The organism is Acinetobacter sp. SAAs474, from assembly GCF_032823475.1.
Classification (GTDB): Bacteria; Pseudomonadota; Gammaproteobacteria; order Pseudomonadales; family Moraxellaceae; genus Acinetobacter.
The window spans coordinates 813,230-827,548 of the sequence record NZ_CP127915.1; the positions used below are offsets into that span (position 1 = coordinate 813,230).

The 14,319-nt window shown below is 31.0% G+C and carries 15 protein-coding genes and 3 pseudogenes; 11 read left to right on the forward strand and 7 right to left on the reverse strand.

Features of this window, described 5'->3' with window-relative positions; all coding sequences use genetic code 11:
• Position 1: 1 nt before the first annotated feature.
• From QSG86_RS04795 to QSG86_RS04825, 7 genes are all read left to right on the forward strand, one after another.
• Positions 2–871 carry an ATP-grasp fold amidoligase family protein gene (locus QSG86_RS04795; protein ID WP_317030443.1) on the forward strand — a complete coding sequence of 290 codons (870 nt, stop codon included), beginning with the start codon at positions 2–4 and terminating at the stop codon, positions 869–871.
• Positions 871–2,040 (forward strand): nucleotide sugar dehydrogenase, encoded by a 1,170-nt coding sequence (locus QSG86_RS04800; RefSeq protein WP_317030444.1) that lies wholly within the window; start codon positions 871–873, stop codon positions 2,038–2,040. Before QSG86_RS04795 ends, QSG86_RS04800 begins: the two co-directional genes overlap by 1 nt.
• Complete coding sequence (locus QSG86_RS04805; RefSeq protein ID WP_317033359.1) at positions 2,040–2,618, forward strand: glycosyltransferase family 2 protein; 579 nt, start codon at positions 2,040–2,042, stop codon at positions 2,616–2,618. Before QSG86_RS04800 ends, QSG86_RS04805 begins: the two co-directional genes overlap by 1 nt.
• Before the next feature lie 281 nt (positions 2,619–2,899).
• Positions 2,900–3,874: a glycosyltransferase family 2 protein gene (locus QSG86_RS04810; protein WP_317030446.1), complete on the forward strand. Its 975-nt coding sequence runs from the start codon at positions 2,900–2,902 to the stop codon at positions 3,872–3,874.
• Positions 3,875–3,876: 2 nt separating this feature from the next.
• Positions 3,877–4,917, forward strand: a complete 1,041-nt coding sequence (locus QSG86_RS04815; protein WP_317030447.1) for an EpsG family protein — start codon at positions 3,877–3,879, stop codon at positions 4,915–4,917.
• Position 4,918: 1 nt separating this feature from the next.
• A complete protein-coding gene (locus QSG86_RS04820) occupies positions 4,919–5,806 on the forward strand; it encodes a glycosyltransferase family 2 protein (protein WP_317030448.1) in 888 nt (295 codons plus the stop codon).
• Between the two features lie 2 nt (positions 5,807–5,808).
• The gene (locus tag QSG86_RS04825; RefSeq protein WP_317033360.1) at positions 5,809–6,945 is read left to right on the forward strand and encodes a glycosyltransferase family 4 protein; all 1,137 of its coding nucleotides are present in this window, start codon (positions 5,809–5,811) and stop codon (positions 6,943–6,945) included.
• 89 nt (positions 6,946–7,034) lie between these two features.
• On the opposite strand, the gene QSG86_RS04830 is transcribed toward QSG86_RS04825, so the two are convergent.
• Both QSG86_RS04830 and QSG86_RS04835 read right to left on the reverse strand, forming a co-directional pair.
• The gene (locus QSG86_RS04830) at positions 7,035–7,505 is read right to left on the reverse strand and encodes a transposase family protein (protein WP_317030450.1); all 471 of its coding nucleotides are present in this window, start codon (positions 7,503–7,505) and stop codon (positions 7,035–7,037) included.
• A complete protein-coding gene (locus QSG86_RS04835; RefSeq protein WP_317030451.1) occupies positions 7,453–7,842 on the reverse strand; it encodes a transposase family protein in 390 nt (129 codons plus the stop codon). The genes QSG86_RS04830 and QSG86_RS04835 overlap by 53 nt, the downstream gene beginning before the upstream one ends.
• Positions 7,843–7,966: 124 nt before the next feature.
• Here QSG86_RS04835 and QSG86_RS04840 point away from each other — a divergent pair.
• Positions 7,967–8,687, forward strand: a protein-coding gene (locus QSG86_RS04840; protein WP_317030452.1) for an IS5 family transposase whose coding sequence is annotated in 2 segments (ribosomal slippage) — positions 7,967–8,202 and positions 8,201–8,687 — 723 coding nt in all. Because the reading frame shifts where the segments join, the coding sequence is not laid out codon by codon here.
• A gap of 78 nt (positions 8,688–8,765) precedes the next feature.
• On the opposite strand, the pseudogene QSG86_RS04845 reads toward QSG86_RS04840, so the two are convergent.
• A pseudogene (locus tag QSG86_RS04845) lies at positions 8,766–8,861 on the reverse strand (IS3 family transposase); the annotation flags it as partial.
• A 26-nt stretch (positions 8,862–8,887) separates the two neighbouring features.
• Between QSG86_RS04845 and QSG86_RS04850 the strand changes: the two are divergent.
• The 3 genes and pseudogenes from QSG86_RS04850 to tnpC all read left to right on the forward strand — a co-directional run bounded on the left by QSG86_RS04850 (position 8,888) and on the right by tnpC (position 11,140).
• A complete protein-coding gene (locus QSG86_RS04850; protein ID WP_317030453.1) occupies positions 8,888–9,148 on the forward strand; it encodes an IS66 family insertion sequence element accessory protein TnpB in 261 nt (86 codons plus the stop codon).
• On the forward strand, positions 9,145–9,480 hold the full coding sequence (gene tnpB, locus QSG86_RS04855) for an IS66 family insertion sequence element accessory protein TnpB (RefSeq protein WP_317030454.1): 336 nt from the start codon (positions 9,145–9,147) through the stop codon (positions 9,478–9,480). The genes QSG86_RS04850 and tnpB overlap by 4 nt, the downstream gene beginning before the upstream one ends.
• A gap of 74 nt (positions 9,481–9,554) precedes the next feature.
• Positions 9,555–11,140 (forward strand): annotated as a pseudogene (gene tnpC, locus QSG86_RS04860) (IS66 family transposase).
• Between the two features lie 260 nt (positions 11,141–11,400).
• On the opposite strand, the gene QSG86_RS04865 reads toward tnpC, so the two are convergent.
• From QSG86_RS04865 to QSG86_RS04880, 4 genes and pseudogenes are all read right to left on the reverse strand, one after another.
• Positions 11,401–12,315 carry a beta-1,6-N-acetylglucosaminyltransferase gene (locus QSG86_RS04865; protein ID WP_317030455.1) on the reverse strand — a complete coding sequence of 305 codons (915 nt, stop codon included), beginning with the start codon at positions 12,313–12,315 and terminating at the stop codon, positions 11,401–11,403.
• Between the two features lie 224 nt (positions 12,316–12,539).
• Positions 12,540–13,010: a transposase family protein gene (locus tag QSG86_RS04870; RefSeq protein ID WP_317030456.1), complete on the reverse strand. Its 471-nt coding sequence runs from the start codon at positions 13,008–13,010 to the stop codon at positions 12,540–12,542.
• Positions 13,011–13,143: 133 nt separating this feature from the next.
• Positions 13,144–13,407, reverse strand: a complete 264-nt coding sequence (locus QSG86_RS04875; protein ID WP_317030457.1) for a transposase family protein — start codon at positions 13,405–13,407, stop codon at positions 13,144–13,146.
• Positions 13,408–13,547: 140 nt separating this feature from the next.
• Positions 13,548–14,315: pseudogene (locus QSG86_RS04880) on the reverse strand (IS982 family transposase); the annotation flags it as partial.
• Between the last annotated feature and the right edge of the window lie 4 nt (positions 14,316–14,319).

Genomic DNA, 14,319 nt, shown 5'->3' on the forward strand with positions numbered 1-14,319 from the left:
TGTGATTATATTAAAGAAAACTTATAAACATATATTGAAAATGTTACCATCAAAATATAGGGTATCTATTCAGTATTATCGTTTATTTAATATGTGGCCGAATCTTCAGAATCCTACAAATATTAATGAAAAAATTTTAAAAAGAATACTCTCTGAAAAGGATACTAAGTTTGCATTTTACGCAGATAAATATGCAGTTCGTAGTTATATCGCTGAGACAATAGGTGATCAATATTTAATTCCTTTAATTGCCGTATATTCATCTGGTCAAGAGTTAACTCAATTAACTCAGTGGGACAATATTGTAATTAAACCAACTCATGGTGCTGGTATGGTTAAAATTTTAAACCAGGAACCAACAGTGAATGAAAAAAATCAGATTATAGATTTGGCAAATAAGTGGTTAAAAGAAGATTATAGTCAATTTAGTGATGAATGGCATTATAGTTTAATTACCCCTAAATTGGTGGTTGAAAAAAAAATTACCAATATGAACGAAGCCTTAAAAGACTATAAGTTTCATCGATTTTTACAAAAAGATGGTTCATATAAACAAATATTACAAATTGTTGCTGAGCGATCAGAGCTTGGATATGAAACAGTCTTTTTTGATACTGATAATTTAGACCAAATATTGCACTCTCCATTTGGTTATGTTGAAAATTTAACAGTACATGAAAAACAATATATTCAAAAAATATTATTATTAAATCAGCAATTATGTTTAGAATATAATTATGTACGATTAGACTGGTATATTTTAAAAGACACAATTTATTTTGGTGAAATTACATTTACTCCAGGCGCAGGTCGCAGTAAAAGCTTTGCAGGTGAATTTGGTAAAACGATGGCAAAATTATGGAATGTTTAATGAAGAATATAACAGTTGTTGGTACTGGCTATGTGGGGCTATCTAATGCAGTACTATTTGCACAGCAGCATCAGGTCACCAGTTTAGATATTGATGCTACACGTGTAGAAATGATCAATCAACGTCAATCACCGATTGTTGATGATTATATTCAAAAGGCATTGCTTGAATCTGATTTAAACTTGGTGGCAACACTTGATAACGTCTCTGCTTATCAATCTGCTGATTATATTATTATTGCCACACCCACCAATTATGATTCAGAAACCAATTATTTTGATACCTCATCAATTGAAACGGTGATTCATGATATTTTAGCGATCAATTCAAATGCAGTGATTATTATTAAATCAACAATTCCAGTTGGTTATACTGCAAAAATTAAGGCACAGTTTAATACTGAGCAAATTATTTTTTGTCCTGAGTTTTTACGTGAAGGTAAAGCTTTATACGATAATTTATATCCATCACGTATTATTGTTGGTGAAAAATCTATACGTGGCGAAGCAATTGCACAACTTTACTTACAAGCCACCATTGAAAAAAATGCTTTAACCTTATGTATGGACTCAACAGAAGCTGAAGCAGTTAAATTATTTTCCAATACCTATCTTGCTATGCGTGTAGCTTATTTTAATGAGCTTGATACTTATTGCGCAAAACAAGGCTTAAATAGTTTAGATATTATTTCTGGTGTAAGCTTAGATCCTCGTATTGGTAATCATTATAACAATCCTTCTTTTGGTTATGGTGGCTATTGTTTACCAAAGGATACTAAACAATTATTAGCCAATTATAAAGATGTACCACAAAACCTGATTCAAGCCATTATTCATTCTAATAAAACACGTAAACAGTTTATTGTAAAAGAAATTTTAAAAAAACGGCCAAATATAGTTGGTATTTATCGTTTAACGATGAAAGTAGGTTCAGATAATTTCCGTGATTCAGCAATTCAGGATATTATTACGGAACTTGAAGAGTATAATGTACAGATCGTTATTTATGAACCAACCTTAAAAACAGATCATTTTGAACACTATCTAGTTAATCATAATTTATCTGCATTTTTACAACAATCAGATGTTATTTTAGCCAATCGTATACATGATGATTTAAATCCAGTTCAAGATAAAGTCTATACGCGTGACTTATTTGGGGAAAATTAATGGATACTATACAACCTTTAGTTACAGTTTATATTCCAACTTATAACCGTTTAGAACTTTTAAAGCGAGCAGTTAAATCTGTTCAAGAGCAAACATATACCAATCTTGAAATTATTATTGTTGATGATTGTTCTACCGATGGTACACAAGAATATTTAATACAATTAGCCAGTCAAGATCAACGAATACGTTATTTTTTTAAAGAAAAAAATAGTGGTGCATGTGTTAGTCGAAATATTGCCATTAAAAATGCGACAGGTGAATTTATTACAGGTTTGGATGATGATGATTATTTTCTTAAAAATAGAATAAAAGAATTTATACTTGCATGGGGAAATAAAAAAGAGACGACAAAAGTACTTTATAGTCTTTACTTACGAAAAACAGAAACTGGTCTTACTAAAAAAGTATATAAATTAAAAAAAGTTCTGATGAAAAAAGAAATAAATGCTAAGGATCTTATATATTACTTTTATCTAGGTAATCAAATTTTTACATTAACAAGTTTATTTAAAAAAATTTATTTGATGAAAATTTTATCGCATGGCAAGATTTTGAATGTTATTATAGATTTCTAAAAAATTTTAATTGTACTGCTGAATTAGTTGTAGAGGAAAATTATATTGTAGATATTAGTCATCCTCATGAAAGAATATCAACTAAAAAAATAGATAATATCTTAAAAACTTTTAATGATTTTAGTATTAAACATGATGTTGTAGGGAATGATTTAATCTTACTAAGATGTCATTTATATAATTATCCTAGTATTATAATTGAAATGAAGGATATTATTTTTAGATTTTTTTATAAGCCATCACTCCTTGACCTTAAAAGAATTATTAGGAAGATATAATTCATGAGTATGCCTTTAATATCAGTAATAATGCCTGTATACAATGCAGAGGAATTTATTGAACAAGCAATTTTTAGTATTCTAAATCAAACATATAAAAATATTGAATTAATTATATGTGATGATGGTTCAAGTGATAATACAATAGTTAAAATTTTAAATATAGATGATAATAGGATTAGATTATATAAAAATGAAAATAATAAGGGTAATCTATTTACAACAAATAAACTTTTATCTTATTGTCAAGGGGAGTATATAGCTATACAAGATGCTGATGATTATTCAGAACTAAATAGAATAGAAATACAAATGAAATATATTGTTGAAAAAAATGTAGATTTGATTGGTGGAGCAGTTAATGTTTTAAGAGAAAAAACAATAATAGATGTAATTAAAAATCCTCAAAAGCATCATGAAATTATTTACTATATGAAGAATAAAAATAAATTTCCCGTTATTTGGGGAAGTGTTTTATTTAAAAAAATAATATATACAAATTTAGGTGGATTTAATACCTTATTTGATAAAAAAGGAGCTGCAGATATTGAATGGATGCTAAGAGCGATAAAAAAATATAAATTTTATAATATTAATGATATAATTTATAATTATCGTCAACATGTCCAAAGTTTTACTAAGGCACTAGATACTAATGATCCTAATTTAATTTTACGGCTTTTTGCTGAAGATATAGCAATAGATATGTATAGTAAAGAAGATAAATACCCAGCAGATATTTTTTTTCATGAAAGATTGAAATATTATTCTAATTTGTTTGAAATAGATAAATCAAGGCTTTTATCTATTTATTTTAGTAAGCTAATATTAGGTAATATTAATTATTTTTTATTTTTAAAAAAATTGTTATTATTGAAGGCCTGTTTTAAACAAAAGATTAAATATTTAGGGATGGCAACTATATTTTATATAGGTGGTTTTCAATTATTAGAATTGATAAAGCGAAAAATTAGATAATTATGTGGCCATATATTGTTATTCTCTTTACTATAATGTTATGGATTTTTTCTTTTAAAAAGGTAACGGGTCGGAATGAAATTTTTATTCCGATTATATTATTAACAATATTATATAGTATTAGAAATTATAATGTTGGGACTGATACACCAGCTTATGTCTCAAAATTTATGAAATCATTTGACTATAATTATTATTATTTTAATCCAAATGTTGAGTATGGTTATCAATTGCTTGAATATTTGATTTTAGGTATTACACATGAATATTTTTTATTTTTTACATTAATATCTTTAATTATCATACCATTATATATATTGACAATAAACAAAGTTTCAGTAAACTACTTCTATTCTATTCTTATATATTTTACTTTTGGTTTTTATACATTTTTCTTTAATGGTTTAAGACAAGGTATAGCAATGGCAATTTGTTTTTCTGCTCTACCATTTTTATTACAAAATAATTTTTTTAAATATTTTTTACTAGTTATATTAGCTAGTTTTTTTCATATTTCAGCTTTAATTATGTTGCCTATATATTTTATTGTTAATTTAAAAATGAAAATAGAGCTGAAATTTTTATTTATTTTATTTGCTTCAATTTCTTTAAGTCAAATTATAATAGAGTATTTAGCACAAGATAATATAAGGTATGAAAATTATACTCAAGAAGTAGATAATCCTGGAGGATATCTTACTCTATTTTTCTATTTTTCTATCGCTATATTTTTCTATTTCTCAGGGATAAAAAATAGAAAACAAGATATTAAATATAGTAAAATGGAACAAATTTTCTTTTTGGGACTGGCAATTATAATGCCAATATCATTATTGGGCACAGATCCATCTGGCCCTCAACGTCTATTATATTATTTTGTTAGTATGGTTATTTTTCTTTTACCATATTATATTAATAAATATAAAAATTTATATTTTAATATAGGATTTTTTATTTTATGTATTATCTATTTTACTCTAACAACTATGCGTTTTAGTAATTTATACCCTTATCAAATTAACCCTATTTTTGGACTTTTTTAATATGAGTAAGAATTCTTTTATAAGTATTGGTATTCCTTTCTATAATGCAGAATTATTTTTAGAAGATGCTATTAAATCAATTCTAGCTCAAACTTATCCATATTGGGAGCTTATTTTGGTAAATGATGGCTCTACAGATAAATCACTTGAAATAGCGAAAAAATATGTTGATTTTGATTCAAGAATTAGATTAATTAATGATGGTTTAAATAAGAAATTGCCTTTTAGATTAAATCAGATAATTCATGAAGCTAAATATGATTATATTGCAAGAATGGATGCAGATGATTTAATAGCAATTGATCGTTTAACAAAACAGATTAGATTTTTAGAAAATAATACTCAATATGACTTAATAACTACTGGAATGTATTCTATCGATAATAAAAATAAAATATTAGGTAAGAGAATACTAAAAAACTATCATATGAGTGCTCCTGATATGTTGAATGGACTGACTAACTTATTACATGCTTCTATGCTTGCTAGAAAAACTTGGTGTTTAAGAAATTTATATGAAGAAAAAAATTCTTTGGCTGAAGATTATGAGCTATGGTTAAGCGCAAATATTAAAAATGATCTTAAATATTATGTTATAGAGGAGCCACTTTACTATTATAGAGAAGGTGAAAATGTAAAAAAAGAAAAAATGATTAAAGGTTATAATACTCAAATTCAGGTTATTGAAAAATATTATAAAAATATAATTTCAGATAATAAAAAAAATAAAATTATCAAAAAATTTAAAATTAAAAAAATTATTGTATTAATACTAGATAAATTAAATTTAATGTATATTCTTCAAAGAAAACGTGTGACTGTACTTAGTCATAATGATTTTTTAAATTATTCTTCTAATTTAGAAATAATATATAAATTTGGATTATAAATATGTCTAGTTCGTTTTTAATTGGAACTACAGCATCTAATCTTTATTTATTTAGAAAAGATTTTATTCTTAGTTGTAGACAGCGAGGAATTATTGTATACACATTAATTTCTGAATATAATGATGAGTGGATTGAAAAAATTAAATCTTTAGATGCTCAGGTTTTAACTTATAACTTAAGTCGAGCAGGTTTAAATCCATTAAGTGATATCAAGTCAATGTTGGAAATAAAAAATTATATCAAACAATATCAACCAGATTTAGTTTTTTCTTTTTTTACTAAACCGGTGATTTATGGTTCATTGGCAGCAAAACTTGCTGGTGTGTCTAATATAGTTGGAATGATTGAAGGCTTGGGTTCGCCATTCACTGAGCATCCAAATGGTCAGAGTTTTAAAATGAAACTTGTACAATTTTTTCAGGTTTCACTGTATAGAGTTGTATTTCCTTTTTTAAATAAAATTATTTTTCTGAATAATGATGACCCAAAGGACTTAATAATTTCAAAAAAGATTTATCATCGTAAAGATTCAATTCACGTTCTTGGTGGAATTGGACTAAAACTTGAAGACTATCCCTATAGTTTATGGGATACTACATCTAATATTTCTTTCGTTATTATAGGAAGGCTATTGGTAGAAAAAGGTATTTATGAATATTTGGCAGCAGCTAAAATTGTAAAATTAAAATATCCAAATACATCTTTTAAGGTAATTGGCGCATTAGATACGCAAAATCCTTCAGGACTTACACAACAAGAGTTAAATCAAGTCATTCAATCTGGTATAATTGAATACAAAGATTTTACAAATCAAATTGCTGAAGAGTTGAAAAATACCAGTGTATTTGTATTACCCTCTTATCGAGAAGGGGTTCCACGAAGTACTCAAGAAGCTATGGCGATAGGTCGTCCTGTTATTACGACAGATGTTCCAGGTTGTCGTGATACGGTTAAAGATGGTATTAATGGTTTTTTAATACCGAAATGGGATGTACAAACCCTTGCAAATAAAATGATCTATTTTATTGAAAATCCTGAGCAAATAAATATTATGGGGCAGCAAAGTTATTTAATAGCTCAAAAAAAATTTGATGTAATAAAAGTAAATAAAAAATTATTGAGTATTTTAAATATTTAAGGCTTTGTTACACAAACCTAGTATATAGGGTTTATTCAGCCATATAATTTCGAAATGAATAAACCTATCTATTAGAGTTCTTTCATAAGTCATTTTCTACTCAGTTCCATATTATAAATTCCAGCAATTAAATTAAATCTTAAACCCAGTCTTTTTCCTCGGTTACGATATCGCTCAGCAAGAATTTTAAAGGTTTTCAAAGGACCAAATATATGCTCAATGCTGATTCTCCTCTTGTTTATTTCTTGATTATAAATCTTCAGCTCAGGATCTAATGTGCAACGCTTTTTTGCTTTTAATGGCAATAGACTATTCGGATACACGGCATAAAGTCCTTGATAGCCCTTATCTGCGAGAATAAAGCCACTTACAGGAATCTGATGCAAGTTACGTTTGAATAATTCGAAATCATGCACAGCACCTCGGCTTGTACATAAACTCAGAATTTGCTGAGTTCTATAATGAATGATCGCTTGAACTTTGAAAGTATGTGCCTTCTTCTTGCCGCTATAGCTTTTTTTCTGTTTTTTTAGGCCGTTGTATTGGAATTTCTGTAGCATCTACGATGACCACATTCCAGTCTATGCCTTCGCCTTCTGGCAAATGCTTCGGTAAATTAAATAGATTAGACTTGATGAGGCAATCCTCTACATGACGCACAATTCTTGAAGCTGTGGGCTCTGAAACTCCGTAACTTGTGGCAACATGAAATAAGGTTCGGTATTCACGCCAATAGCTTAGGCATAAGAGAATCTGATCCTCTATGCTTAATTTGGGTGGCCTGCCTTTGGAAGGAGTTTGCTGCTTTAATTGCATTAAATCAAAAGTTGACCACGAGATGCCTGTATAGCGCTTAAATTGTGTTTCAGAAAGCTTTTTTGAGTCGATGTATTTCATCTGCAAATTATGCACGAATACTCAGAAAATTAGAGACTAAATATTAGGGCGTGTCCTTATTTGAAGAATAATATTTAAACGCCTAGAATTAGGCTCTACTTTATCTCCATTTCAATATTTTTCAATGGCACGTACTCTTCTCACAGATGATATTTGGCAACAGATTCAAGTAACAATGAAATTTCATAGTTGCTATAGCTCAAAGAACAGTAGAAATATTATGAAAGCTATTTTATGGAAACTGCGCACAGGTGCGACATGGCGTGATATTCCTCAAGAGTTTTGTCCTTGGAAAACTGCTTATAACCGTTTTAAAAAGGCTTATGGGATAAATTTTTTTCAAACTACGAGGCAGCTTGGACCAAGAATGGGTATTCATTGATGGAAGCTACATACACGCGCATCAGCATGCAAGTGGAGCTCGGCATGGCTTCGAGCATGCAATTGGGCAATCTCGTGGAGGACTCACAACAAAGATTCATCTTGCAACCGACGCGAATGGATTACCGATTGATTTTAAAGTCACTGGGGGTGATGTCCATGACAGCCAAGTTGCAGAACACCTAATAGATCTAATTGAAACAGCAGATTATCTAATCGCGGACAAGGGATATGATTCTGAACATATCAGGAAGTCAGCTAGAAATCGAAAAATGATACCTATTATTCCATTAAGATCAAATAGTAAGAAATTCAATCCTGATTTTGATAAGTACTTATATCGCTTAAGGCATTTAGTTGAGAATGCCTTTGCAAGATTAAAACATTTCCGTGCGATAGCAACTCGATTTGATAAACTCGCACGTAATTATCAGTCTATGATTTATATCGTAAGCATCCGCTGAACACCACTTTTTCTCACTCCAGAATCTCGCGATAGTGTCCACTAAGATTGCCCCGACCCCCGAAAGTTAGACGATTGATTACGCAGCTTTTAATAACTGAATTCTGTATTGTACAGGGCTCAGTCCTCTCAATTTAACCTTAATTCGTTCATAGTTGTAATAGTGAATATATTCTTTCACAGTTTTCTCCAATTCATCAAGTGAATGCAAATTTATTACATAAATGGATTCGCCAAAATAAATCTGATACACCTCAGTCTGAGCAACAGACCGATTTTCTACCTGTCATTTTACAAACAACTCCAATAAAAGAAAACATACTTTCACCAACTATACCCGCAAGAAAAGTACCTGTTCGGATTAGAATCAATCCTCAACACTTGGGTAAATCTGTTGAAATTGAGTATGAAATGGAATCAACAACTGAGTTATTGTTGCTGGTTAAGGAACTCGCTAAATGATCCGTATTGATGAAATTTGGCTTTCTACTCAGCCTATGGATATGCGTGCAGGAATGGATACAGCTATGGCTCAAGTGATGAAAGCCTTTGGTGCGATTAAGCCTCATTGCGCATATTTATTCTGTAATAAACGTGGTCATCGCATGAAAGTATTAGTTCATGATGGACTTGGTCTTTGGTTATGTGGCCGACGGTTAGAACAAGGTAAATTTCACTGGGCGAAAGTGCATCAAGGTGAAACTATATCTCTCAGTGCTGAACAATTACAGGCATTAATTCAAGGTTTACCTTGGCAACGTATTGGATTAGAAAAAGTCGTTACTATGCTCTAAATCAAGCTGATGGCTTCTGCCATTCTCCAAACGTTTTATATCATTGTATTCATGATCTCAGGCATACTATGGTCATGAATACGATGCACGATCTAAGCCAACTGACCCATAAAGAACTGCTGGAATTTACCAGACAGTTAGCTATGCAGCATCAAAAACTAGCAGAAGATAAACAACAATTAGATTCTAAAGTCCAGCATCTTTCAGTACTCAATAAAAAATATGAGCATGAGTTAGCACTTTTTAAAAAACATAAATTTGGTTGCAAGAATGAACATCTCACTGCAAAGCAAATCCATCTTTGGGATGAGGCAGTTGAAGAGGATATTGCTGCGGTTGAGCTAGAGTTAGAGCGATTGAATACAGATAAAGCCAATGCATTAGCTGTAAAGAACAAAGCAAATAAACCTAAACGTCGTCCATTACCCGATCACTTATCTACGATTCGTATTGATCATGAACCAGTATCAACACAATGTACTTGTGGTTGTCAGTTACGTCGTATTGGTGAGGATATTAGTGAAAAATTAAATTTCCGACCTACTCAGTTTTATAAAGAACAACATGTTCGTGGTAAATGGGTTTGTGATCAATGTGACACCTTAATGCAACAAGTAATGCCGGCTTATGTGATTGATAAAGGAATAGCAACACCTAAATTACTGAGTCATGTCTTGGTATCTAAATATGCAGATCACTTACCACTATATCGTCAACGTCAGATCTTCTTACGTGCGGGTGTAGATTTATCAAGATCGACTTTATGTGATTGGATCGGTCGTTGTGGTGTTGAATTAGAATGCTTAACTAACACTTTAAAAAAAGTGATATTGCAATAGCAAGTTCTACATGCAGATGAAACACCTGTGACCATCATGCGGTTAGATGACAAAGAGAAAAAGCCAAAGAAAGGTTATGTTTGGGCTTATGCCACGACTCAATATAATCCTATTCAAGCGGTGATTTATGGCTTTCAAGATAGTCGCTCTGGTGATCATGCTGAAGCTTTTTTAACAGATTGGCAAGGTCATTTGGTCCGTGATGATTACAGTGGTTACAAAGCACGTTTCAAATCAGGTCAGATCATTGAAGTGGGGTGCATGGCACATGCACGACGTAAATTTCATGAGCTGCATGTGACTGGTAAAAGTAAAATTGCAGAACAGGCTTTAGCATTGATTCCAGAAACTCTACACAATAGAGGCTGAAATCAGCAAAAATACCGATGGTAGTACTGAACAACGCTATCAGTACCGGCAAAAATATAGCAAACCTATTATGGAACAACTCCATGAGTGACTAATACAACATCAAAGCGTAGTCCCCTTCAAGTTCTGCAACAGCCAAGGCGATTAATTATAGTCTCAAACGATGGCTGGCCTTAAGCCGTTATTTGGATGATGGTCATCTACCTATTTGCAATAACTGGATTGAAAACCAAATGCGTCCATGGGCTTTGGGGCGTAAGAATTGGCTATTTGCGGGCTCACTTCGTAGTGGTCAACGTGCTGCGAATATCATGACATTAGTTCAGTCAGCTAAACTTAATGGTTTAGATCCGTATGCCTCTTTAAGTGATGTCCTAAGACGATTACCCTTGCACAAAGTCACAGAACTTGAAGATTTACTCCCTCATCGTTGGGCACCCGAAGCCAATTAAAATATAGCTACGGGATTTATCGGACGCTTACGTATTATCATCCCAAGTTATGTTTGAGATAAATACTAAAATTAACGAGAATAGCTTTTAGCTTAGACTAGTATTGATTAGTTAGCATTATTCGAGGCATAGCGAGGAGTGAATTTAGTTTGGCGATTGAATTCTACTTTCTCGCTATTTTTTTGAACAGACAATGTTAATAGACTTTACATTTATTTTATGATTTACAGGAAAGTCCTTATTCAGGATTCAGGATATATTTAATAGTTATTTATTGAATATTTTTTCATATTTTCTTCAAGAGTAGAAAGCGGAATATTTTCTTTAAATTTTCTAGAAAATAATAGTTGAGATTTATAGGCCCTATTAAAGTCACTCTCATCCAATGTTTTTGGAAAATCAGGCCCTGTTATCCAATCAATATAACGTCCGCCCATTTCACAGTCTGGTAGATTTAAATCTAATCCATAAATTTTTGTTTTTAAATCTGGATTGTTAAAAACAATAGTTTGAAAAAACACTTCATCGCCACATAAAGATGTTTTAAAGCTTTTTAAATAGTTAGGATTCGTATTTACATAATTAAAAATATATTTAATAGTTTTATCTGTAAGTGTAAACCAAGTAGATCCTTTATAAAGTGTAGGTAGATGGGATAGATTTTTTCTTTTCATTTTTTTGGCAAAAAATAAAAATAATTTTCTCTTCATTTTTCCAAAAAACGAGTGATCTTTTTTAAAGAAGAAATTAGGATAGTTTATTCCTAATCTATCAGATGCATCATTATTAATATTTATGCCAATAAATTCTATTGATTTTTTATAAGAATTTTCAAAATAAATCTCTCTTTTTATATTAGGCAAAATAGGAATATCATCGCCAGAAATTAATGAAAAATATTTAAATTCAAAATCAAGAGCTTTATTCATTAAAAGAAGCATAACCTCTATTTGTGAAAAGTTTCCCCATTGTACATCTATGGATTCTTGTTCTTTTATATAGTATAAATTTGAATGCTTTCCTAAATTTGAGTAAATTTTTTCTCTTTCCATTTGATTGGTTTTTTTATCAATATGAAGGAGTACTATACTTTTATTACTTTTAAGTAAATGATGAACTGTAAAAATAAGAGGATTTGTTATTTTATGACAAATAACTGCATATACATAATTCATGATGTTTTATTGAACCTAGATATAACTTGAATTGCAGATAAGAAATTGGCCTGAAAAATAAAAGGACTAAAGTAATCAGTTGAGTTGCCATACTAAACTTAAAGCTCTAGCGTCAGTATTCAATAATACCGAATTATTCAGTATCATTGATAATTTTTTAAAAAAATTGAAGCAATATATTGGAAATTTTTTAAACAAAGTAATCATTAGAGTTCTTTCATAAGTCATTTGCTACTCAATTCCATATTATAAATTCCAGCAATTAAATTAAATCTTAAACCCAGTCTTTTTCCTCGGTTACGATATCGCTCAGCAAGAATTTTAAAGGTTTTCAAACGACCAAATATATGCTCAATGCTGATTCTCCTCTTGTTTATTTCTTGATTATAAATCTTCAGCTCAGGATCTAATGTGCAACACTTTTTTGCTTTTAATGGCAATAGACTATTCGGATACACGGCATAAAGTCCTTGATAGCCCTTATCTGCGAGAATAAAGCCACTTACAGGAATCTGATGCAAGTTACGTTTGAATAATTCGAAATCATGCACAGCACCTCGGCTTGTACATAAACTCAGAATTTGCTGAGTTCTATAATGAATGATCGCTTGAACTTTGAAAGTATGTGCCTTCTTCTTGCCGCTATAGCTTTTTTTCTGTTTTTTTAGGCCGTTGTATTGGAATTTCTGTAGCATCTACGATGACCACATTCCAGTCTATGCCTTCGCCTTCTGGCAAATGCTTCGGTAAATTAAATAGATTAGACTTGATGAGGCAATCCTCTATATGACGCACAATTCTTGAAGCTCGAATCTTGACCGCAATTCGTCATGCAGCATCCTCTACATGACGCACAATTCTTGAAGCTGTGGGCTCTGAAACTCCGTAACTTGTGGCAACATGAAATAAGGTTCGGTATTCACGCCAATAGCTTAGGCATAAGAGAATCTGATCCTCTATGCTTAATTTGGGTGGCCTGCCTTTGGAAGGAGTTTGCTGCTTTAATTGCATTAAATCAAAAGTTGACCACGAGATGCCTGTATAGCGCTTAAATTGTGTTTCAGAAAGCTTTTTTGAGTCGATGTATTTCATCTGCAAATTATGCACGAATACTCAGAAAATTAGAGACTAAATATTAGTCAGAAGATGACTATTTTTTGATTTATGAAAGATATCTAATCTAAAAAACAAATATTAATCCAAAAATATTATTATTTTAACCCCAATCCTGTTTAAGCCAATGATTCTATAATCTGAATGGTTGGCTTATTTCGATGGGTTAATTGATATGCACATAACGAAGCATAAATCCCACTTAAAAAGCCCAGAATACTACGCGCTTTGCTCGTTACTAAACTGTATTGTCCTTTTAAGAGGCTGAATAAAGTCTCTATTTTATTACGCTGTTTTAAGTGATATTCATCAGATTGTTGTAGTTGAACAGACTTCATATTCTTTCGATGATAGGTAATCAAATCAATACATTGATCTCTTAACCTGCTTTTTAACTCTTTGCTGATATAGCCACGATCTGCATAGAGCTTCGCTTGTAAACCCGCAACTAACTTCTCCACCATTTTAGCAATATTCCCGTTGGATAAGGCTGAGCTAACGATCTTGCCAAATTGATTCATCACGATATGTAATTTACAACCATAAAACCAACTCCTCGAACTTTTACCACGAGTTGCGATTTTAGCTAGAGATTTATGGCGCTGAATCCGTTGATTTTTACAGACTAGTAGTGTTGTTGAATCAATCCATAAATATTGTTTATCTTGACCTTTCATCAGTGACACATGTAAAGCATGTAGGGCGAGTTGGTGCATATTGATCAAATGAATCATACGTTGGTAACAGGGTAAGCTTTTAAATAAATGACATTTATCCTGCTTCAACCATGAAAAGAATGCTTTGAAATTGTTGAAGTGAGAACACTTATACCAAATGGCGATAAAGGTAATTTCTGAGATGCTTAGTTGACCAGTTCGGATTCTTAAACAG